Source organism: Leucobacter massiliensis (assembly GCF_002982315.1).
GTDB lineage: Bacteria > Actinomycetota > Actinomycetes > Actinomycetales > Microbacteriaceae > Leucobacter > Leucobacter massiliensis.
In genome coordinates, this window is the sequence record NZ_MWZD01000017.1 from 150488 (window position 1) to 171162 (window position 20675).

General features: G+C 71.9%; 20 protein-coding genes. 19 read left to right on the plus strand and 1 reads right to left on the minus strand.

Features of this window, described 5'->3' with window-relative positions:
- Nucleotides 1–75 precede the first annotated feature (75 nt).
- The 19 genes from B4915_RS07555 to B4915_RS07645 all read left to right on the plus strand — a co-directional run bounded on the left by B4915_RS07555 (nucleotide 76) and on the right by B4915_RS07645 (nucleotide 19849).
- The gene (locus B4915_RS07555) at nucleotides 76–297 is read left to right on the plus strand and encodes a DUF3046 domain-containing protein (protein ID WP_105805208.1); all 222 of its coding nucleotides are present in this window, start codon (nucleotides 76–78) and stop codon (nucleotides 295–297) included.
- 330 nt (nucleotides 298–627) lie between these two features.
- Nucleotides 628–1695 (plus strand): recombinase RecA, encoded by a 1068-nt coding sequence (gene recA, locus B4915_RS07560; protein WP_105805209.1) that lies wholly within the window; start codon nucleotides 628–630, stop codon nucleotides 1693–1695.
- A gap of 4 nt (nucleotides 1696–1699) precedes the next feature.
- Nucleotides 1700–2458, plus strand: coding sequence for a regulatory protein RecX (locus tag B4915_RS07565; RefSeq protein ID WP_105805210.1), 759 nt, complete (start codon nucleotides 1700–1702; stop codon nucleotides 2456–2458).
- Between the two features lie 101 nt (nucleotides 2459–2559).
- Nucleotides 2560–4101 carry a tRNA (N6-isopentenyl adenosine(37)-C2)-methylthiotransferase MiaB gene (miaB, locus tag B4915_RS07570; RefSeq protein ID WP_105805211.1) on the plus strand — a complete coding sequence of 514 codons (1542 nt, stop codon included), beginning with the start codon at nucleotides 2560–2562 and terminating at the stop codon, nucleotides 4099–4101.
- A gap of 1 nt (nucleotide 4102) precedes the next feature.
- On the plus strand, nucleotides 4103–5005 hold the full coding sequence (gene miaA, locus B4915_RS07575; protein WP_105805212.1) for a tRNA (adenosine(37)-N6)-dimethylallyltransferase MiaA: 903 nt from the start codon (nucleotides 4103–4105) through the stop codon (nucleotides 5003–5005).
- Nucleotides 5006–5038: 33 nt separating this feature from the next.
- Nucleotides 5039–5914: a diaminopimelate epimerase gene (gene dapF / locus B4915_RS07580; RefSeq protein ID WP_105805213.1), complete on the plus strand. Its 876-nt coding sequence runs from the start codon at nucleotides 5039–5041 to the stop codon at nucleotides 5912–5914.
- Between the two features lie 254 nt (nucleotides 5915–6168).
- Entirely contained in the window at nucleotides 6169–6513 is a 345-nt protein-coding gene (locus tag B4915_RS07585) for a (2Fe-2S)-binding protein (protein ID WP_181158493.1), read from the plus strand.
- Nucleotides 6513–7715 (plus strand): NAD(P)/FAD-dependent oxidoreductase, encoded by a 1203-nt coding sequence (locus tag B4915_RS07590; RefSeq protein ID WP_105805215.1) that lies wholly within the window; start codon nucleotides 6513–6515, stop codon nucleotides 7713–7715. The genes B4915_RS07585 and B4915_RS07590 overlap by 1 nt, the downstream gene beginning before the upstream one ends.
- Nucleotides 7712–9166 (plus strand): 2Fe-2S iron-sulfur cluster-binding protein, encoded by a 1455-nt coding sequence (locus B4915_RS07595; RefSeq protein WP_181158494.1) that lies wholly within the window; start codon nucleotides 7712–7714, stop codon nucleotides 9164–9166. Before B4915_RS07590 ends, B4915_RS07595 begins: the two co-directional genes overlap by 4 nt.
- A 108-nt stretch (nucleotides 9167–9274) precedes the next feature.
- Complete coding sequence (locus B4915_RS07600; RefSeq protein ID WP_181158495.1) at nucleotides 9275–10318, plus strand: ABC transporter substrate-binding protein; 1044 nt, start codon at nucleotides 9275–9277, stop codon at nucleotides 10316–10318.
- Nucleotides 10303–11154 (plus strand): ABC transporter permease, encoded by an 852-nt coding sequence (locus tag B4915_RS07605; protein WP_105805218.1) that lies wholly within the window; start codon nucleotides 10303–10305, stop codon nucleotides 11152–11154. Before B4915_RS07600 ends, B4915_RS07605 begins: the two co-directional genes overlap by 16 nt.
- Nucleotides 11151–11936: an ABC transporter permease gene (locus B4915_RS07610; protein ID WP_105805219.1), complete on the plus strand. Its 786-nt coding sequence runs from the start codon at nucleotides 11151–11153 to the stop codon at nucleotides 11934–11936. The genes B4915_RS07605 and B4915_RS07610 overlap by 4 nt, the downstream gene beginning before the upstream one ends.
- Nucleotides 11936–13123, plus strand: a complete 1188-nt coding sequence (locus tag B4915_RS07615) for an ABC transporter ATP-binding protein (RefSeq protein WP_105805220.1) — start codon at nucleotides 11936–11938, stop codon at nucleotides 13121–13123. Before B4915_RS07610 ends, B4915_RS07615 begins: the two co-directional genes overlap by 1 nt.
- A 7-nt stretch (nucleotides 13124–13130) precedes the next feature.
- Nucleotides 13131–14531, plus strand: coding sequence for an NAD(P)/FAD-dependent oxidoreductase (locus tag B4915_RS07620; RefSeq protein WP_181158496.1), 1401 nt, complete (start codon nucleotides 13131–13133; stop codon nucleotides 14529–14531).
- A gap of 50 nt (nucleotides 14532–14581) precedes the next feature.
- Nucleotides 14582–15226, plus strand: a complete 645-nt coding sequence (locus B4915_RS07625; protein WP_105805222.1) for a TetR/AcrR family transcriptional regulator — start codon at nucleotides 14582–14584, stop codon at nucleotides 15224–15226.
- A gap of 235 nt (nucleotides 15227–15461) precedes the next feature.
- The gene (locus B4915_RS07630; RefSeq protein WP_105805223.1) at nucleotides 15462–16625 is read left to right on the plus strand and encodes an acyl-CoA dehydrogenase family protein; all 1164 of its coding nucleotides are present in this window, start codon (nucleotides 15462–15464) and stop codon (nucleotides 16623–16625) included.
- 44 nt (nucleotides 16626–16669) lie between these two features.
- Nucleotides 16670–17446 (plus strand): electron transfer flavoprotein subunit beta/FixA family protein, encoded by a 777-nt coding sequence (locus B4915_RS07635; RefSeq protein ID WP_105805224.1) that lies wholly within the window; start codon nucleotides 16670–16672, stop codon nucleotides 17444–17446.
- A 22-nt stretch (nucleotides 17447–17468) separates the two neighbouring features.
- On the plus strand, nucleotides 17469–18434 hold the full coding sequence (locus B4915_RS07640; protein ID WP_105805225.1) for an electron transfer flavoprotein subunit alpha/FixB family protein: 966 nt from the start codon (nucleotides 17469–17471) through the stop codon (nucleotides 18432–18434).
- A gap of 230 nt (nucleotides 18435–18664) precedes the next feature.
- On the plus strand, nucleotides 18665–19849 hold the full coding sequence (locus B4915_RS07645) for a cytochrome b/b6 domain-containing protein (RefSeq protein WP_245907398.1): 1185 nt from the start codon (nucleotides 18665–18667) through the stop codon (nucleotides 19847–19849).
- A 60-nt stretch (nucleotides 19850–19909) separates the two neighbouring features.
- Here B4915_RS07645 and B4915_RS07650 read toward each other — a convergent pair whose 3' ends face one another.
- Nucleotides 19910–20566 (minus strand): class I SAM-dependent methyltransferase, encoded by a 657-nt coding sequence (locus B4915_RS07650; RefSeq protein ID WP_105805227.1) that lies wholly within the window; start codon nucleotides 20564–20566, stop codon nucleotides 19910–19912.
- Nucleotides 20567–20675: the final 109 nt, after the last annotated feature.

The following is a 20675-nucleotide window of genomic DNA, read 5'->3' on the forward strand; positions in this document are numbered from 1 at the left end:
GTCCGCTCCGCGGGGCGCCGGAGGGCTGCGCGTTTCCTCCCGGGCGCCGCACCTCGCTGCGAGGTGGGCCGCCCGGTGAAGCTGAGCGAGTTCCGGCGCGCCTGCGCCGATGAGTTCGGCGCCGACTACTCCGGCGTGCTGCTGCGGGATCACTGGCTCGCGAGTCTCCAGGGCACCCCCGAGGAGGCGCTGGAGCGGGGGGTGCCGGCCCGAGAGGTGTGGGAGGCGCTCTGCGTCGATCTCGGGGTGCCCGAGCAGCGTCGCTACGGCAGGGGCCTGCGCGACCCGCGCGACTGACCGAGCCGGGCCTGCGGCCCCGGTGGGTCGCCCGGCGGTAAGGGAGGTGCCCTCTGCGCAGTGCTCGCCCCTGTCCCTGCCGGCGCCACGCCCCGACACTCCGAGCAGCGGTGTTCGAAGATGTGTTCGAGTGGTGGTATCTTCGTCCACAGGTGAGCTGAACTGTTCCCCATCCACAGATCGATCCCTCGGCATCGTCAGTGTCAGTGGTCCCTCCTAGGGTGAGAAGCAATCGGCCATCGATGCCTTGTCTGCCCCGCACCGGGGTCGAGACAGTCGGTAGGCAGCAACCCGGCGGCGACCGCCGCGCAGAGACGAAGGAGCAGGACCATGGCAGCACCGAAGGACCGCGAGAAGGCGCTCGAGGCCGCGCTCGCCCAGATCGACAAGAACTTCGGCAAGGGCGCGATCATGCGCATGGGCAGCGTCGAGCGCGCGCCCGTCGAGGTGATCCCCACCGGCTCGGTCGCGCTCGACGTGGCGCTCGGCATCGGCGGCCTGCCGCGCGGGCGCATCATCGAGATCTACGGCCCGGAGTCCTCGGGCAAGACCACGCTGACCCTGCACGCGATCGCCAACGCGCAGCGCGCGGGCGGCATCGCCGCCTTCATCGACGCGGAGCACGCCCTCGACCCCGAGTACGCGCGCAAGCTGGGCGTGGACATCGACGCGCTGCTGGTCGCGCAGCCCGACACCGGCGAGCAGGCGCTCGAGATCGCGGACATGCTGATCCGCTCGGGCTCGGTCGACCTCGTCGTCATCGACTCCGTGGCGGCCCTCGTACCCAAGGCGGAGATCGACGGAGAGATGGGCGACAGCCACGTCGGCCTGCAGGCGCGGCTCATGTCGCAGGCGCTGCGCAAGATCACCGGCAGCCTCAATGCCACGAAGACCACCTGTATCTTCATCAACCAGCTGCGCGAGAAGGTCGGCGTGTTCTTCGGCAGCCCCGAGACGACCTCCGGCGGCAAGGCGCTGAAGTTCTACGCCTCGGTGCGACTCGACATCCGCCGTATCCAGACCCTCAAGGACGGCACCGACGCGGTCGGCAACCGCACCCGGGTCAAGGTCGTGAAGAACAAGATGGCTCCGCCCTTCAAGCAGGCCGAGTTCGACATCCTCTACGGGGTCGGCATCTCGCGCGAGGGTTCGCTGATCGACTACGGCGTGGAGCACGGCTTCATCAAGAAGAGCGGCGCCTGGTTCACCTACGACGGCGATCAGCTCGGGCAGGGGATGGAGAACGCGCGGCGCTTCCTCATCCAGAATCCGGAGGTCGCAGCCGAGATCGAGGAGAAGATCCTCACCAAGCTCGGCGTCAACGGCCGCGGCGAAGAGGAGGCGGCTGCGGCGGAGGCCCCGGCCGTGGCGCCCGCCCCGCAGCGCGCGAGCGCCTGAGCGCATGGCTGTCCGATTCCTGCCAGACCCGGGCGAGCGACCCGCGCACGGCGCGCCGGACCGGGAAGACCTGGCCGAGGTGATCGAACTGCGGTCGCTGCTCAGCCGCCGCGGCCGGGAGGCCGAGGACCGGCCGGCGGGGGAGCCCGGCCACGACGGCGAGTCGTCGGCGGGCGAGGCGGCGACGGCGCCCGAGCGCGTCGGCGCTGCCTCCGAAGCGGAGGAAGCCGAGGAACTCGGCGAGGCCCCCGGCTCGGTCGAGCGGCCGACCGCGAAAGCGGACGGTGTGCGCATTCTGGCGCGCCGCGCGCGATCGAGCGGAGAGCTCCGGGAGGAACTGCTGCGCCTCGACCACGAGCCGGGCGAGGTGGAGGCGGTCATCGCGGAGTTCGCGGACAGCCTCTATCTCGACGACCTCGGTCTCGCCCGCGCCCTCACCGAGAAGCTGCGCGACGCCAAGCGTGCGAGCCGATCCCAGATCCGGGTCAAGCTCCGCGAGCGCAGGCTGCCCGACGCGGTCATCGAGGAGGCCGTCGGCGAGCTCGATGCCGAAGAGGAGTTCGCGATCCTGCGCGAGACCGCCGCGGAGCGGGCGCGGAAGCTGGGTGGGGTGGACCGCCAGACCGCCGAGCGCCGACTGCTCGGCTACCTCGCCCGCCGCGGCTGGTCGGGTGAGCCGGCCCTCCGCGCAGCTCGCGACGCGCTCGACGGCGTCGGAGGCGAGGGCCGCGGCGGCTGCGCAGGCGGAGTGCGCTTCGTCTGAGCCGGTTCCGCTCGCGCGCCTCGCGGCCGGGAGCGTTGCAGCCGTGTCCCCGGCGCCGTCCGCGGGGCTCGGCCCAGGCTCCCCTCGGTAGACTGGATCGCATGACTGCCGCCACCTCCGCACCCACCGAGATCGCACCGTCGCCCGCCGCGCTGCGTCCCGACGGGAGTCCGCGGAGCTACACCGTGCGCACCCTCGGCTGTCAGATGAACGTGCACGACTCCGAGCGCATGTCGGGCTCGCTCGAAGCCGCCGGCTACGTCGCCGCCGACGATCCCGAGAACGCCGACGTCGTCGTCATCAACACCTGCGCGGTGCGCGAGAACGCCGCCAACCGCCTCTACGGCAACCTCGGACACCTCGCCGGCGTGAAGCGCGAGCGGGCCGGCATGCAGATCGCCGTCGGTGGCTGCCTCGCGCAGAAGGACCAGGGCGTCATCGTCGAGAAGGCCCCCTGGGTGGACGTGGTCTTCGGCACCCACAACATGGGCTCCCTGCCACAGCTGCTCGAACGCGCCCGCCACAACGCCGAGGCGCAGGTCGAGATCCTCGAGGCGCTCGAGGTGTTCCCCTCGACGCTGCCCACCAAGCGGGACTCGTCCTCGAGCGGATGGGTGTCGATCTCCGTCGGCTGCAACAACACCTGCACCTTCTGCATCGTGCCCTCGCTGCGCGGCAAGGAGAAGGACCGGCGCCCCGGCGACGTGCTCGCGGAGGTGCAGGCGCTCGTGGACGACGGCGCGATCGAGGTCACCCTGCTCGGCCAGAACGTGAACACCTACGGCGTCGAGTTCGGGGACCGGTTCGCATTCGGGAAGCTGCTGCGCGCCATGGGCGACATCGACGGGCTCGAGCGGGTGCGCTTCACCAGCCCCCACCCGGCCGCCTTCACCGAGGACGTCATCGCCGCAATGGCCGAGACCCCGAACGTCATGCCGCAGCTGCACATGCCGCTGCAGTCGGGCTCCGACACGGTGCTCAAGGCCATGCGCCGCTCCTACCGCTCCCGTCGCTTCCTCGGCATCCTCGACGCCGTGCGCGAGCGGATCCCGCACGCCGCGATCACCACCGACATCATCGTCGGCTTCCCCGGTGAGACCGACGCCGACTTCGAAGACACCCTGCGCGTCGTCGAGCAGTCGCGCTTCTCCAGCGCCTTCACCTTCCAGTACTCCATCCGCCCCGGGACCCCCGCAGCCACCATGGAGCAGCAGGTGCCCAAGGCCGTCGTGCAGGAACGCTACGAGCGACTCATGGAGCTGCAGGAGCGCATCTCGCTCGAAGAGAACCAGGCGCAGATCGGCCGCACCGTCGAGGTGCTCGTCTCCGTCGGCGAGGGCAAGAAGGACGCGGAGACGCGGCGCCTCTCCGGGCGAGCGGAGGACAACCGCCTCGTCCACTTCGCCGTCCCCGAAGGGGGCGCGGAGCCCCGTCCCGGCGATGTCGTCACCGTCGCCGTGACCTCGGCCGCCCCGCACTTCCTCATCGCAGACCTCAGCGGCAGCTACGCGGTCCGCCGCACCCGCGCCGGCGACGCCTGGGATCGCCGCCAGGCCGACAGCTGCGGGGTGCCCGCGCCGTCCGGGACGCCACGCGCGGTCGGACTCGGCATGCCCGCGATCCGCGCCGTCGCCGCGAACTGACGTGGACGGGACCGCAGCCGCCGACGCAGGCCCGCGCCTCTGGGCGGTGGTCGGCGCGACCGGCACCGGCAAATCGGAGCTGTCGCTCGATCTCGCCGAAGAGCTCGCAGCCTCGGGACGGCCCGCTGAGATCGTGAATGCCGACGCCATGCAGCTCTATCGCGGCATGGACATCGGCACCGCCAAGCTGCCGCCCGGAGAGCGCCGCGGGATCCCGCACCACCTCCTCGACGTGCGCGAACCCTCCGAGGAGGCCGCGGTCGCCTGGTACCAGCCGCTCGCCCGCGCCGTCATCGGCCAGCTCATGGCCTCCGGATCCGATGTCATCCTCGTCGGAGGCTCGGGACTCTACGTGTCGAGCGTCATCTTCGACTTCCGCTTCCCGCCTCGCGACGACGCCCTGCGGGCCGAGCTCGAGGCCGAGCTCGCTGCAGGCGGCACCGAACCGCTGCTCGAACGGCTCCGCACCCTCAGCCCCGCCGCCGCGGAACAGGTCGACGCCCGCAACCCCAGGCGCGTGGTGCGGGCGCTGGAGGTCGTGCTGCTCGGCGGAGACCCGCAGCTCACGCTGCCCAGCGCCCCCGCTCTGTGGCACCCGAACACCAGCCTCCTCGGCCTGCGCCGCGATCGCGCAGCGCTCGTGGAACGACTCGACCGGCGCGTCGAGCGCATGTGGGCGGAGGGCCTGCTCGACGAGGTGCGCGGCCTCCTCCCGCGCGGCATCGCCGAGGGCAGGACCGCGAGCCGCGCCATCGGCTACGCGCAGGCCCTCGCGCAGCTCGACGGCCGCCTCAGCGAGGCCGAGGCCATCGCCCAGACGCAGGCGCTCACCCGCCGCTACGCGCGCCGCCAGATCGGCTGGTTCAAGCGCTACCCCGGCGTGGAGTGGATCGACGCGCGCTGACGCCCCGTGCGAGCCCCGCCCTAGACTGGAGGGATGACGACGCTCTCCTTCACCAAGGGCCACGGCACCGGCAACGACTTCGTGCTCTTCACCGACCCCGAGGGCGAACGGCCGCTCACCCCCGAGCAGATCCGCTTCCTCTGCGACCGCCGCTTCGGGGTCGGCGCCGACGGAGTCATCCGCGCCGTCCGTTCCCGATCCCTCCCCGAGGGCGCCGCGATTCTCGAGGAGGAGCCGGAAGCCGAGTGGTTCATGGACTACTGGAACGCCGACGGCACGCCGGCCGAGATGTGCGGCAACGGCATCCGCGTCTACGCCCACTACCTCATCGCCGAGGGGCTCGTCGCGCCCGAGCGCCGCGACACGCTGCCCATCGGCACCCGCGCCGGGGTGAAGGACGTCCTGGCGGGAGTCAGCGGCTACACCGTGGACCTCGGGCGCTGGCGGCTCTCCGAGGAGCGCCTCGTCGCCGCGCACGGCCTCGACGTGGCCCGGCCGGGGCTCGGGATCGACCTCGGCAACCCGCACCTCGTCGTCGCGCTCGCCCACCTCGGGGAGCTCGAAGGACTCGATCTGCACCGTCCGCCGGCCATCGAGCCCGCCCCCGCCCAGGGCGCCAATGTGGAGTTCGTCGTCCCCGAGGAGCCGCTGATCCGCGACGGCGTCGCTCGCATCCGCATGCGCGTGCACGAGCGGGGCTCCGGCGAGACGCTCTCCTGCGGCACCGGCACGGCGGCCGCCGCGCTCGCCTTCCGCCACTGGGGTGGCGAGGGCATGCCGCACCACTGGAGCGTCGAGGTGCCCGGAGGCCGCCTCGCGGTGCGGATGTTCCCCACGGAGGAGGGGGAGCACGTTTCTCTCAATGGACCCGCCGAGCTCGTCTTCTCAGGGGAGATCACCCTTCCCTGACTCGGCGGGGCTGCCGTTCTCGCCGCCGTGGGCGGCGCTTTCACCTCGCTGCGAAATGCTGTGCATTTCGCGGCCGCGAGGTGCCCGCCGAGCTCGTCTTCTCGGGGGAGATCGCCCTTCCCTGACTCGGCGGGGCTGCCGTTCACGCCGCCGTGGGCGGCGCCGTGGCCCTGCGCGAAGATCCTCTTGCGCACTGGCAATAAGTTTGTATTATGGTGATACCGGGCGAAGGCATCGACGACGAAGCAGGAAACATGACACGCAAGGAAGCGCGCAGGGCGGTGATCTGCCCCTGTCACGACGTGACGGTCGGAGACATCGAGGACGCCATCGCGCATGGCCACACCGATCCCGAGACGATCAAGCGCGCGACGGCCGTGTACATGGGGGCGTGCCAGGGCAAGTTCTGCTCGCCCCTCGTCCAGCGACTCCTCGCCGAGCGTGGCGTCGAGCGTGTCGGCGAGCAGCGCCGCCCCGCCGCCCGCGTGCCCGTCGCCCCGGTCGCCCTGGGTGCGCTGATCGAGGTCGACCCGAGCGCGGAGCGCGAAGGAACCGGCGCACCCGCTCCCCGCGAGCTCCCCGAGGGCGAGGCGGCCTGATGGCGCTGCCCGGTGTCTCGACGAGCCCGCTCCGCTCCGGATACGACACGATCATCATCGGAGCGGGGGTGCAGGGCGTCGCCATCGCCTACGAGCTCGCGAAGCGCGGGCACAGCGACGTGCTCGTCCTGGATCGCTCCTGGCCGGGCGGCGGCGCGAGCGGCCGAAACGGGGAACTCATCCGCTCGGCATTCGGCTCCCGCGAGTGGTGCGAGCTCTTCGAGCTCTCCCGCCGGAAGTGGCTCGGGCTCTCCCAGGAGCTCGACATGAACGTGCTCTTCAACCGGAGCGGCTATGCCGTCCTCGCCTCGACCGAGCAGCAGTGGGATCAGTGCCGCGCCGATCACCGATTCCAGCACGGTCTCGGCATCCGCACCGAGCTGCTCGACGAGCGCGAGGCGCGGCGCGCGCTGCCCGCCGCGAACCCCGATCTCGTGCGCGGTGCGGTGCTGCAGGAACAGGCCGGCTTCGCCCACCACGACTCGGTCGTGGCGGCGTACCTGGAGAACGCGGCGCGCCTCGGCGTGCAGATCGTGGCCGGTGAGCAGGTGGTGGAGCTCCTGCGCGACGGCGACGCCGTGATCGGCGTCCGCACCGCGCGGGGGCAGGAGGTGCGCGCGAGCACCGTCGTGAACGCCGCCGGCGGGCAGGCGCTCGAGATCAACGCGATGGCGGGCCTCCGGATGCCACTCGTCGCGGCCCGCCTGGAGATGCTCGTCACGCAGCCCGTGCGCCCCTTCCTCAAGCCCGGGGTCGCCGCCCTCGAACTGCTCGGCTACTGCCACCAGACCGGACGCGGCGAGTTCGTCGGCGGGACCGAGCTGGCCCGGGTCGACGAGAGCACGAGCCTCAACGGGACCTGGACGGTGCTGCAGGACATGGCGAGCAAGTTCGTGCGGCTCTTCCCCATGCTCGCGGGCGTCCGCCTGCTGCGGCACTGGGCGGGCACCGTCAGCCAGACCCCCGACCTCGCCCCGGTGCTCGGCCCGGTGCCCGAAGTGCCCGGTCTGGTGCTGAGCGTCGGCTGGGTGTATGGCTTCATGGGCGCCCCCGGCGCCGCGGAGCTGCTCGCCCGGCACATCGTGTCCGGTGACACGGATCCGCGGATGGCCCCCTTCGGCATCGAGCGCACCCGGAGCGGCGCGTGGATCCGCGAGGGCTCGCTTGTGGTGGACATGGATCTTGCGGAGGAGACCGCGTGAGCACCGAACGAGAACTGAGCTTCACCTTCGAGGGCCGACGGATCCCGGCGCGTTCCGGGCAGTCGATCGCGGGGGCGCTGCACGCCACGGGGACCCGGACCCTGTCGCGCGGCATCAAGTATCACCGGCCGCGCGGATACACCTGCGGCTTCGGCGCGTGCGGGGACTGCCCGCTGCGCGTCGATGGCATGCCCTCGACGGTGTCCTGCACCACGCCGGTGCGCGGCGGGGAGCGGGTCCGGCGCGAGACGGGGCTGCCGAGCACCCGCTTCGACCTGCTGCGCACGGCCGACCTCATGCGCCCCTTCCTCAGGGCGGGCTTCCAGTTCACGTTGTTCGCCCGGCAGCCGCGGCTCTCCCGGCTCGCCGGAGCCGTGCTCGCCGTGCTCGCCGGCGGCGGCCGGGCCCCCGACGCGGCCGCCGCCGCCGCCGCGAAGATCGCCCGCGTGGAGCGGCACGAGCCGGAGGTGCTCGTCATCGGCGGGGGTGCGAGCGGGCTCACCGCGGCGCTCGCCGCCGCAGACGCAGGCGCGAGCGTGCTGCTCGTCGATCAGGAGCTCATCGGCGGGCGCAGCCGCGTGCGCACGGAAGCGGTGCGCGTGGGATCCGCCGCCTCCCGCCCGGCAGATGTGGTGCGCGAACTGCTGCGCCGGGCTTCGGCGCACGCACGGATCACGATGCTGCGCGGCACCGCGATCGGGCTCATCGACGGGCTGGTGCCGGTGATCGACGCGGATCGGCCGGTGCGCCACGAGGTCCGTCCGTTCTCGATCGCGCTGGCCACCGGAAGCTACGAGACGCCGCTGCTCATCCCCGGACACGATCTCCCCGGGGTGATGCTCCCCGACGGCGCGCTCAGGCTCGCCGAAGTGGAGGGCGTGCGCCCGGCGCGACGTGCCGTGGTGATCGACGGAGACCCGCGCGCCGGCGATGTGGCCGCGGCGCTGGGCGCGCACGGCGTGCGGATCGTCGCGACCGTGCCCGCCGAGCGGGTGGAGCGCATCACCGGCTGGTCGCGCGCCACCGGCGTGCGCTTGCGCGGCGCAGCCGGGCCCGGAGACGCGGTGCTGCCCCGGCGCATCCGCGCCGAGCTGGTCTGCGCCGTCGGCCCGCGCCGCGCCGCCGAGGAGCTCTCGTTGCACGCCGTCTACGGCGACTCGGGTTCGCACGACGAGATCCGCAGTGACGCCGAGGCCGCTCCGGACGCCGTGAGCCGGGCGGGCGGCGAGCGCATCGTCGTCGTCGGCTCGGCGCGCGGCGAGGCCGCCTACTCGCTCGACGAGGCCAGCGCCGCCGGGGTGCGGCTCGCCGCCCTGTCGCGCGGCGCCCGGCCAGCGCGCGCCTCCCGCTCGGCGCCCGCCTCCTCGCGCGCCGAAGCGGAGGTTCCGCCGGCCCCGAGCCGGCCGGACGCCCCCGCAGCTGCCTCGACCGGCAGCAGGATCCGCAGCTGATCCAGACCGGATGCGCACCTGATCAGCCCCCCATCCGCCCCCCCCGATCCGCACCACCTCAGCCACGACCACGATCCCCACCACACCGGAGTGATGAAGGAGAACACCATGAACACCATCAGCAGAGCCCTCACGGCGACCGCGCTCGTCGCGGCCGGCGCGCTCGCCCTGAGCTCCTGCGCGGGCGGGCCCGCCGCGGAGGGCGGAGACAGCACGACGATGACCGTCGTCTCCTACGGCGGCCCCTATCAGGAAGCGCAGTCGAGCGCGTTCTTCGCCCCGTTCTCCGAGGAGAGCGGCATCGAGGTCGTCGAGGACAGTCCCACCGACTACGCGCAGCTGCGCAGCATGGTGGAGAGCGAGCGGCCCGCCTGGGATCTCGTGCTCGTCGCGAACGACTTCGGCACCACCGCCGACGCCGACTACCTGGAGCCGATCGACTACGAGGTGGTCGATGCGGATCAGCTGATCGACGGGGCCGCCCAGGAGTACCGCGTCGCCGCCGACGTGGAGGCCACCGTGCTCGCGTACCGCACGGACGAGTACGCATCCGCCCCCAGCAGCTGGGAAGACCTCTTCGACACCGAGAAGTTCCCGGGCAAGCGCATGTTCAACAAGCTCGTCTCGGGCGGGGTCCTCGAAGCCGCCCTGCTCGCGGACGGCGTCGCCCCCGAGGACCTCTTCCCGCTCGACGTGGACCGGGCCCTGAAGAAGCTCGACACGATCAAGGACGACATCGTCTGGTGGGAGACCTCGGCGCAGTCGCAGCAGCTCCTCGCCTCCGGGGAGGCCTCGATGGGGCTCGCCTGGGTCGGCCGCGCGGTCGACGCCGGCAAAGAGGCCCCGGTCGGGATCAGCTGGGACTCCTGGCTGCAGGTCGACGCCTACTGGGTCATCCCGAAGGGCGCGCCGAACGCCGCGAACGCCCAGCGGGCCCTCGGCTTCCTGCTGCAGGAGGATCCGCAGCTCGCCTTCGCGAAGCTCTCGGACTACGGCCCGGTGAACGCGGCGGCGGCCGAGAACCCCGAGGTGCAGGAAAACGCGAACCGGCCCACGAACCACCTGGACACGCAGGTGCCCATCGATGACGAGTGGTGGGGCGAGCACCAGGAGGAGACCGACCGGAAGTTCCAGGAATGGCTGCTGAGCTGACGGTGCGCCGGCCGGCGGCGGCGCGGTCGGCGGGGTGGCTGCTGCTGCTCCCCGCCGCGCTGCTGCTGGCGCTCTTCTTCGTGATCCCGCTGGGCCTGATGGTCCAGACGAGCCTGCGCGACGGGATCGACACCTACGCGGAGATCTTCACCTCGCCGATCTACCGGCTGGTGCTCGGCAACACGCTCCGCACGGCCGTCCTCACGACGCTCCTCTGCCTGCTACTGGCCTACCCCTACGCCTATGTGCTGACGCGGGTGGGCCCGCGCATGCGGCTCGTCATGCTGGGCGTCGTGCTGCTCCCGTTCTGGACGAGCCTGCTCGTGCGCAGCTTCGCCTGGGTGGGGCTGCTGCAGGACTCGGGGATCGTGAACGGGGCCCTGCGCGCACTCGGCCTGATCGACGAGCCGCTGCAATTGATCCGCACGCCGCTGGGGGTGCTCATCGGCATGGTGCACGTGCTGCTGCCCTACATGGTCCTGCCGCTGGTGACGACGATGGGACAGATCGAGCCCTCGGTGCTGCGCGCCGCCGGCAGCCTCGGAGCCGGCCCGTGGCGTCGTTTCGTCCGGGTCTTCCTGCCGCTGAGCCTGCCGGGCGTCCTCTCGGGCTGCGTGCTGGTGCTGGTGCTGTCGCTCGGCTTCTACATCACGCCGGCGCTGCTCGGCGACGCCCGTGACGCGATGATCGGCGAGACGATCGTGCAGGAGGTCACCCGCTACGGCCCGGTGACGGCCAGCGCGCTCGGCCTGGTCCTGCTCGTGGGAACCCTGATCTCGCTCGCGCTGCTCTTCGCGGTGCAGCGCCTCGGATCGAGCCGAAGGAGTGCACGATGAAGCGGATTCATGCGCGCTGGGTGCTGCTGGGCGTGTTCGCCGCGCTCGTGGGCGTCTACCTCATGCTGCCCACGCTGATCGTCATCCCGATGTCGCTCAACGCGTCCTCGGTGCTCGGCGTCTTCGGCGAGGGGTGGACGCTCGACTGGTTCTCGCAGATCCTCACCGAGCCGAGCTGGGGGCGGACCGCGCTGACGAGCCTGCAGGTCGCGCTGGGCACCGTCGCGCTCGCCACCGCGATCGGCACGGCGGCCGCGCTCGGACTGCAGCGCGTGTCCGCGAGGTGGCGGCTCCCGATCACCGCCGTGATCGTCAGCCCGATGATCATCCCTCCGGTGATCATCGGCATCGGCACCTACGTGCTCTACCTGAAGTGGTACCTCGACGGATCCGTCATCGGCCTGATCTTCGCGCACACCGTGCTCGCGCTCCCGTTCGTCGTGGTGACCGTGACGGCGACGCTGAGCCAGCTCGACCCCGTTTACGACCGGGCCGCGGCGAGCCTCGGTGCCGGCCCCTGGACGCGCTTCCGGCGCGTGACGCTGCCGCTGATCGCCCCCGGCATGTTCGCCGGCGCGCTCTTCGCCTTCGTCATGAGCTGGGACGAGGTCGTGGTGTCCATCTTCCTCACCGACGCCCAGACGCGCACGCTCCCGGTGTTCATGTGGACGCAGGTGCGCACGCAGCTGACGCCGACGCTCGCCGCGGTCGGCGTGTTCCTGACCGTCCTCTCCATCGTCGCGCTCGTCTCGATGCGCCGACTCCAGAAGGGAAACGACTGATGTCCCCAGATTCGCAGCGGGGCCGACCCGGCCCCGGCACCGAGGCCTCCCGCTTCGCGCTCGAAGTGAGCGGGGTGACGAAGCGCTACGGCTCGCAGGCCGCCGTCGACGACGTCTCCTTCGCACTCGAACCCGGCACCTTCCTCACCATGCTCGGCCCCTCGGGGTCGGGCAAGACCACCACGCTCAGCATGATCGCCGGATTCACGCAGCAGGACCAGGGCACGATCACGGTCGCCGGGCGCGACATCTCCGCCGTCCCGCCCCACCAGCGCGGCATCGGCGTCGTCTTCCAGAACTACGCGCTGTTCCCGCACCTGAGCGTGGAGCAGAACGTCGCCTTCCCCCTCGAAATGCAGGGCGTGCGCCGCCGCGAAGCCCTCGCGAAAGCTCGCGAGGCGCTGGAGATGGTGGAGCTCGGCACGCGCGCGGGCTCGAAGCCCCGCGAACTCTCCGGCGGGCAGCAGCAGCGCGTCGCACTGGCCCGCGCGGTCGTGTTCGAGCCGCCGCTGCTGCTCATGGACGAGCCGCTCGGCGCTCTCGACAAGCGGCTGCGCACCCAGATGCAGATCGAGATCATGCGGATCAGCCGCAAGCTCGGCTCCACGGTGGTGTACGTCACGCACGATCAGGAGGAGGCGCTCGTCATGAGCGATCTCATCGCGGTCTACAACAACGGCGCCATCGAGCAGCTGGGGACGAGCCGCGAGCTCTACGAAACGCCGCGGACCCGGTTCGTCGCCGACTTCATCGGCGAGTCCGTGCTGCTGCCCTGCGTCGCGGAGCCCGACGGCAGCTGCCACGGGCTCGGCTGGCACGGCACGCTGCCGAAGCGGGCGGAGTTGCGCGAGGGACGCGGCGTGCTGGTGCTCCGCCCCGAGGACCTCACCATCGCCCCCGACGATGCCACCGGGGGAGCAGCGGGCGCGGCGAACAGCATCGCCGGCACCGTCGCCGACGTCATCTATGTCGGATCGGCGCTGATCTCGCTCGTCCGCACCGACGACGGAGCGGAGCTGGAGGTGCGCACGCCGCGCTCTGAGGCCGCGCTCGCGGTGCGCGGTGGCGACCGGGTCCGCGTACACTGGCGACCGGAGCATGCCGTCGTCGTCCCGGAGGACGAGCGCGCGACGCGTGGCGGCGAGGAGGAGCTCGCGACCCGCCAGCTCCTCGCGCCGGGAAGGTGAGGACGCCGTGAGGAACGGGGAGATCTCGTACTGGATGCAGTCCCGCGGACTCGCTTCCGGCCGTCGCGACGGTGCTCGCGCCGAGCTGAACGGCGATGTGGACGCCGATGTGTGCATCGTCGGCGCCGGGTTCACGGGGCTGTGGGCCGCCTACCACCTTCTGCTGCGTGATCGGGCCCTCCGGATCGTGATCCTCGAACGCGAGATCGCGGGATACGGGGCCTCGGGCCGCAATGCGGGGTGGCTCTCGCCGCTGGTCCCGGGGAATCGCCGCGTGTTCTCCCGCTCTGCCGGTTCTCGGGAGGCGGGCGTGCGGCTGCAGCGGCGCATGCTGGAGGCGGTCGACGAGGTGCTCGGCATCGTCGAACGCGAGTCCATCGACGCTGCGGCCATCCGCAGCGGCAATGTGGTGGTGGCGCGGAATCCGGCGGCGATGCAGCGCCTCAGGGACCGCCTGGCCGCTGATCGCGCCTGGGGATATACGGTCGCCGAGGGCGCCGAGCTCTCCGCCGCGGAGCTCGCCGAGCGCATTCGCGTGCGGGGCGCCGTGGGAGGGCTGTTCTACCCGACGGTGGGCCGCATCGACCCGGGCGGGCTGGTGCGCGGGCTGGCGGCGCTGGTGGAGCGCCGCGGCGCGGTGATCCACGAGCACAGCGAGGTCACGGGGATCGCATCCGGCGTGGCCCGCACCGCCTCCGGATCGGTGCGGGCCCGTGTGGTGCTGCGCTGCACCGAGGGATACTCCGTCGACCTCGCCGATGACCCGCGCCGCATCATCCCCATCAACAGCTCGATCATCATCACGGAGCCGCTGCCGCAGCAGGTCTGGGACGAGATCGGCTGGAATCGGAGGGAACTCTTCAGCGATGCGGCGCACGTGTTCAGCTACTCGCAGCGCACCGACGACGGGCGCATCCTGCTCGGCGGCCGGGGCAACCCCTACCGTTTCGGCTCGGGAACGGGCGGCGACGGCCGCGTGGACCGCGCGACCGTCGAGGCGCTCACCTCGCGGCTGCACGCGATGTTCCCGGCAACGGCAGCGCACGGGATCGCGCACGCCTGGTCGGGGGTGCTCGGCGTGACCCGCGACTGGTGCGCCTCGGTGCGCTTCGACCCGTCCAGCGGGCTGGGCCACGCGCAGGGCTATGCCGGTCACGGCGTCACCTCGGCGTACCTCGCTGCGAAGACCCTCGCCGAGCGGGTGCTGGGGGAGCGCGACGGAGACGCCGCGCTGCCGTGGGCGGGACGCCAGACGCGCAACTGGGAGCCGGAGCCGATCCGCTGGGCCGGCGTGCACGCGATGTACCGGATGTTCGCCTTCGCGGACTGGGACGAGGAGCGGCGCGGGGCGACGCGGACCTCGATCTTCGCCCGCCTCGGATCCCGGCTCGCGGGCTTGCACGAGTAGTCTGGGACGGAGTGGGCGGTGCGCATGCCGCGACGGTGAGGAGTGAGGCTATGTCGACGACGTCGCTCACCGAGGCGGCCACGGGCGAGGAGGGGCGTGCGCTCGATCCCGTCGCCGAGGAGCGCCGCCAGGCGATCCTCGCCGCGGCCTCGGAGTGCATCGCCCTGCAAGGGTACGACGGGGTGCGGCTGCGCGACGTCGGCAAGCGCGCCGGCGTCTCCATCGGACTCATCCAGCACTACTTCGAGACGCGCGACGAGCTGCTCGCGCAGGCGATCCGGCACCTCAGCGAGGAACTGCTCGCCGCCTTCGCGCAGCCTCCGGCCGCGCCCGTCGGCGCTTGGGGGAGGATCGAGCTGCTGGTCGACCGGCTGTGCTCGGTCCCCGGGCTGCAGGAGCACAGCTTCATGTGGGTCGCGTTCGGCGCCGCCGTGGCCGGGCATCCGGAGCTGCGGCCGCACCTGGAGCGGGTGTACCGGTCCTGGGAGGAGTACGTGCGGAGCGCGGTCCGGGAGGGAGTGCGCAGCGGTGAGCTGTCGCCGCTCGGCGAGCTCGAGGACGCGGTCGCGGTGTACCTCGCCTTCTTCGACGGCTACGAGTACGACATGGGAGCCGGCCTCGTGCCGGCCGACGCGGAGGAGCTCCGCCGTCGGGCGCTGCTGCTCGGTCGCGCCCTGTTCCGCCCGCGGGACTGAGCCTCCGGGGCGGAGCTTCGCCCGTGGAACTGAGCCTCCGGGGCGGAGCTCCGCCCCGCCCTCTTCATGCGACGCGGTGTCAGGCACGCCGATCATTATCGTATCGACGGTTTCGAGTGTTCCGGCGCTTGCTTCGCTCTTGATGTGAGACTCCGTCTCAGTCATACTTCATGTGTGCGGCATGAACCGAGTGTGCGTTCCGCATGCGAAGATGGGCAGAAGGAAAGGAACCGCAATGCAGCGCAGAATCTACGATGAGGATCACGAGGCGTTCCGCGACGTGGTGAAGGAGTTCCTCCGCCGGTACGCCACAAACGAGCGGGCGGAGCAGTGGAACCGCGACGGAGAGATCGACCGGCAGACGATCCTCGCCGCTGGAGAGCAGGGGATCATCGGGCTGTCGGTGCCCGAGCAGTTCGGCGGTGCCGGGATGATCGGGGACTACCGCTTCCGCGCCGTCGTGAACGAGGAGACGATCCGAGCCGGTCTGGGCTCGCTCGCGGGCACCTTCGGCGTCCACGAGGATCTCGCAGTGCCCTATCTCGTGCACTTCGGCACCGAGGAGCAGCAGCAGAAGTGGCTGCCGAAGATGGCCTCCGGCGAGGCGCTCGGCGCCCTCGCCATGACCGAGCCAGGCGCGGGCAGCGATCTGCGCGGCGCGACGACCACCGCGAAGAAGGTCGATGGCGGGTATCTCGTCAACGGGGCCAAGACCTTCATCTCGAACGGCAAGACCGCGGACGTCGTCGTCACCTTCGTGAAAACCGGCGAGGGCAATCGCGCGGGCGACTTCAGCCTGGTGGTCATCGAGCACGGCATGGAGGGCTTCGAGCACGGCAAGAAGCTCGACAAGATGGGCTTCCACGGTCAGGACACCGCGGAGCTGAGCTTCAGCGACGTGTTCGTGCCCGAGGCGAATCTCCTCGGCGGCCGGGAGGGGCTGGGCTTCGTCCAGCTGATGCAGAACCTGCCGCTCGAACGGCTCTCCATCGGCGTCTGCGCGGCCGCGGCCGCGCAGGCCGGCTTCGAATGGACGCTGGAGTACACCTCGAACCGCACCGCCTTCGGACAGGCCGTCGCCGACTTCCAGAACAGCCGCTTCAGGCTCGCCGACATGGCCACCACGGTCGAGGCGATGTGGGCCTACGTCGATCAGGCCATGGATCTCTACAGCCGCGGCGAGCTCACCGCCGACGACGCGGCCAAGCTGAAGTTCTGGTGCACCGAGCGCGAGTGGGAGGTGCTCGACGCCGGGGTCCAGCTGCACGGAGGGTACGGCTACATCACCGAGTACCCGATCACCCGCGCCTTCCTCGACGCGCGCGTCCACCGCATCTACGGCGGGTCCAACGAGGTGATGCGGGAGATCGTCGCCCGCGCGGTCACCGGCCGCAAGTGACCCAAGTGACCCCCGAGCCCTGACGGAACAGAGTGGAGCGCCCGATGAAGATCGTCGTCCTGCTGAAGGAAGTGCCCGACACCTACGGCGAGCGCGAGCTGAGCCTGGAGACCGGCCTCGCGGTGCGCGCCGGCGGCGAGAACGTGCTCGATGAGATCTGCGAGCGAGCGCTGGAGGTGGCGCTGTCGCACGCGGACGCGAACGACGGCGTCGAGGTGACGCTGCTCGCGATGTCGCCGGAGGGCGCCACGGCATCGGTGCGGAAGGGGCTCGCGATGGGAGCGGACGCCGCAACGCACATCGTGGACGACGGGCTCGCGGGCGCGGACCTCGGTCTCACGGCAGAGGTGCTCGCCGCCGCGCTGCGGGCCGAGGGCTTCGATCTGGTCCTCGCGGGCAACCAGTCGACGGACGGCATGGGCGGCATGGTGCCCGTGTGGCTCGCCGAGCTGCTGGGGGTGCCGGCGGTGACGAATCTGTCCGAGGTGACGATCGGCGCCGATGGCGTGAGCGGTGCGCGGGTGAGCGACGGCGCGACCCAGCGGGTCACGGCGCCGCTCCCCGCGGTCGCGTCGATCACGGAGGCGCTGCCGGATGCGCGGTTCCCGAGCTTCAAGGGCATCATGGCGGCGAAGAAGAAGCCGATCGAGGTGAAGAGCCTCGGCGACTACGGCATCGATGCGAACGACCTCGGTCCCTCGCGGGCGATCATGCTCTCGCTCGCGGAGCGGCCTCCGCGCACGGTCGGGGTGAAGATCGTCGACGAGGGAGACGGCGCGCAGCGGCTCGCAGCGTTCCTGGCCGAGAACAAGCTGATCTGACGAGCCCGAAGGGAACATGACGATGACGGAGTTTGCGGCAGACGCGATCCTGGTGCTGGTGGACGTCACCCCTGAGGGCGAGCCGGCGAAGTCGGCGGCGGCGCTGCTGGGTGCGGCGTCGGAGCTGGGGACCCCGGTCGCCGTGGTCGTCGGACCCGAGAGCGCCGCCGAGCAGGCAGCGGAGTTCGGAGCGACGGCCGTGTTCCGGGCCGACGCCGCAGCCGTGGTCGGCGCGGGAGCAGCGGACGCCCTCGTGGCCGCCGCCGCGGTCGTGCGCCCCGACGCGGTGCTCGTCTCGCACTCGATCGAGGGGCGCGAGGCCGCGGCCCGCTTCGCCGCCCGCACCCGCTCCGCGGTCATCGCCGACGCGGTGGCGGTCGCCCGCGATGCGGAGGGCGTGGTCGCGACGAACTCGGCCTACGGCGGGGCGTACACCGTGCAGTCCGCGGTCACCCACGGGGCGCCGGTGATCACGGTGCGGCAGGGCGTGATCGACGCCCGTGCCGCAGCGCAGCCGGTGAATGTCGTGCCGCTGGAGGTGCCCGAGCGCGGCGCGCCGGCGGCCGAGGTGCTGTCGGTGGAGCCGGCGGCCACCGGAGGCTCCAGGCCCGAGCTGCGCGGCGCGAAGATCGTGGTGTCGGGCGGACGCGGGCTGGGCGGCAAGGAGCAGTTCGAACTGGTCGAACAGCTCGCGGACGCCCTGGGGGCGGCCGTGGGGGCCTCCCGGGCCGCGGTGGACGCGGGCTGGATCCCGCAGTCACATCAGGTGGGGCAGACAGGGGTTTCGGTGTCGCCGAATCTGTACATCGCGCTCGGCATCTCGGGGGCGATCCAGCACCGGGCGGGCATGCAGACCGCCAAGTTCATCGTGGCCGTCAACAAGGACGCCGAGGCGCCGATCTTCGAGCTCGCCGACTTCGGGGTCGTGGGGGACCTCTTCACGGTGGTGCCCGCGCTGCTGGCCGAGATCGAGAAGCTGAGGGCCTGACCGTGGCGAGGTACGCGGCTGGACGTGTCCGCCAGGGACTGCCGCGGGTGCCGGGCGGGGAGCCGTGGCCGCCCGCCGGTGCCGTCGCGGGGGATCGCGGAACGCCCGCGCCCCACGCGGTCACCGCCCCGGGTGAGGATGTCTCGCCGGATCCCGGATTCGCTCCGGCCACGGCCGCAGCGCCCCCGTCTTCGGTTCCCGCTCCCGCCGCTTCGGCGAGCGTGTCGGCCGTGGAGCCGGGAGCCGGCTTCACGACGGTGGCAGAGGAGCTCGTGCTGCGGCGCGGACTGCCGCGGAAGCCGGGCGGGGAGCCCTGGCCGCCCGCCGGCACGGTCACCGTGCAGCGCGCCGTCGCGCAGGCCCCGGCCAGCCTCGCCGCTGCGCCGGAGCCCGGACCGTCGTCCGCGCCGCAGGCGGAGGCCCGGGCCGTTCAGATCTCCGATCCCGGACCCCGGGCGGCGGCCACCGGGAAACCGGCTCCCGCTGCCGCACCGGCCACCAAGCGGGAGCCGGTGACGATCGGCTCGCGCACGCTCGGCCAGTGGGCGAAGCTCGTGGTGCTGTGGGCGGTGGGCGCGGTCGTCGCGGCCGCGATCATCGTGCTCGCCGCGCGCGGGGTGACCACCCTGCCGGGGGTGCCCGCGTTCCTGGAGCGTTACCCCGGCGAATACCACCCCGCCGTGCCCGTGGACGAGGGCTTCCCGGCATGGGCGCGCTGGCAGCACTTCCTCAACTTCTTCCTGATGGTCCTGATCATCCGCTCCGGCCTGCTCGTGCGCACGAAGCAGCGGCCGGACGCCTTCTTCGCGCCGAGGCGGGGCGGGAGGAAGGTGTCGATCCACCTCTGGATGCACACCTCGCTCGACGTGCTGTGGCTCGCGAACGGCGTCGTCTTCGTGGTGCTGCTGTTCGCGACGGGGCACTGGGCGCGGATCGTGCCCACGAGCTGGGAGGTGTTCCCGAACGCGCTCTCCGCGGGGCTCCAGTATCTGACGCTGGACTGGCCGCTCGAGAACGGGTGGGTCAACTACAACGCGCTGCAGCAGCTGATGTACTGCGTCGTCGTGTTCCTCGCAGCCCCGCTCGCGGCGATCACCGGGGTGCGGATGAGCGCGTGGTGGCCCGAGCGGGCGGAGCGGCTGAACCGGATCTACCCGGCGCCGCTGGCGCGTGCGCTCCACTTCCCGGTCATGCTGTTCTTCGTGCTGTTCATCGTCGTGCACGTGTTCCTCGTGTTCGCGACCGGTGCGCTGCGCAATCTGAACCACATGTTCGCGGGCAGTGACGCCGCCACCTGGACCGGATTCTGGTGGTTCGCGGCAGGCCTGCTCGTCACCGCGCTCGCCACCTGGGCCGCCCGTCCCCTCGTGCTCGCCCCCATCGCGAGCGTCTTCGGCCGGGTCAGCGAGCGCTGAGGTCTCCGGCCCGCCCTCGGGAATCCGCCCGTGGCCCGGCCTAGGGTCGCTGCGCCCGGCCTAGGGTCGCTGCGCCCGGATCACGTGGAAGCCCTTGTCGCGCGCGACCCGATCGACGTCGAGCTCGGGGAACTCGGCGGCGATCCAGCGCTGCAGCGAGTCCGCGCCGAGGTGCTTCGCGACCACGAGGCGGGCGATGCCTCCCTCCGCGAGCCGGGGGAGCCACGCCCGCAGGATCCCGTGCAGCGCCTCCTTACCGACGCGGATCGGCGGGTTCGAGCGGATCTCCGCGAAGCGCAGCGCTGCGGGCACCTCCTCGGGGGCGGCCACCCGCACCCGCGCGAGGCCGAGCCGCTCCGCGTTCAGCCGGGTCAGTTCCCGCGAGCGCTCGTTCACGTCGACCGCCCACACCTCGCGCTCCGGCTCCTGCAGCGCGGCGTGGAGCGCGATCGGCCCCCAGCCGCAGCCGAGGTCGAGCAGCGGGCCGGGGGCCGCGCCCGGGTCCGCCTCGGCTCCCGCGTCCGCCTCCGCAGCGGGGTCGTCCGCGGCGTCCTCCCCGACGACGCGCAGCAGCACCGCCGTGCCACGGTCGAGCTGCTCCGGGCTGAACACGCCGCCAGACGTCACGACCGTGCGCGGCGCCCCCGCGAGCCGCACTTCGATCTCGCGGGTGCGGAACTCGCCGGCCGGTGTCTCGGAGAAGTAGTGCTGCGTCACCCCCTCAGTATCCCAGCCTGGGCCACCCCTCCTCACCTCGGAATCCGGCCCGGTCAATCCGAGCCGGCACTCGCGGAGCTCAGACGAACCGGGCTGGAATCTCGGATTG

Coding starts and splice junctions, on each gene's coding strand:
- recA (WP_105805209.1), top strand. CDS start 628: ATGGCAGCACCGAAGGACCGCGAGAAGGCGCTCGAGGCCGCGCTCGCC.
- B4915_RS07565 (WP_105805210.1), top strand. CDS start 1,700: ATGGCTGTCCGATTCCTGCCAGACCCGGGCGAGCGACCCGCGCACGGC.
- miaB (WP_105805211.1), top strand. CDS start 2,560: ATGACTGCCGCCACCTCCGCACCCACCGAGATCGCACCGTCGCCCGCC.
- dapF (WP_105805213.1), top strand. CDS start 5,039: ATGACGACGCTCTCCTTCACCAAGGGCCACGGCACCGGCAACGACTTC.
- B4915_RS07585 (WP_181158493.1), top strand. CDS start 6,169: ATGACACGCAAGGAAGCGCGCAGGGCGGTGATCTGCCCCTGTCACGAC.
- B4915_RS07590 (WP_105805215.1), top strand. CDS start 6,513: ATGGCGCTGCCCGGTGTCTCGACGAGCCCGCTCCGCTCCGGATACGAC.
- B4915_RS07600 (WP_181158495.1), top strand. CDS start 9,275: ATGAACACCATCAGCAGAGCCCTCACGGCGACCGCGCTCGTCGCGGCC.
- B4915_RS07605 (WP_105805218.1), top strand. CDS start 10,303: ATGGCTGCTGAGCTGACGGTGCGCCGGCCGGCGGCGGCGCGGTCGGCG.
- B4915_RS07610 (WP_105805219.1), top strand. CDS start 11,151: ATGAAGCGGATTCATGCGCGCTGGGTGCTGCTGGGCGTGTTCGCCGCG.
- B4915_RS07615 (WP_105805220.1), top strand. CDS start 11,936: ATGTCCCCAGATTCGCAGCGGGGCCGACCCGGCCCCGGCACCGAGGCC.
- B4915_RS07625 (WP_105805222.1), top strand. CDS start 14,582: ATGTCGACGACGTCGCTCACCGAGGCGGCCACGGGCGAGGAGGGGCGT.
- B4915_RS07630 (WP_105805223.1), top strand. CDS start 15,462: ATGCAGCGCAGAATCTACGATGAGGATCACGAGGCGTTCCGCGACGTG.
- B4915_RS07635 (WP_105805224.1), top strand. CDS start 16,670: ATGAAGATCGTCGTCCTGCTGAAGGAAGTGCCCGACACCTACGGCGAG.
- B4915_RS07640 (WP_105805225.1), top strand. CDS start 17,469: ATGACGGAGTTTGCGGCAGACGCGATCCTGGTGCTGGTGGACGTCACC.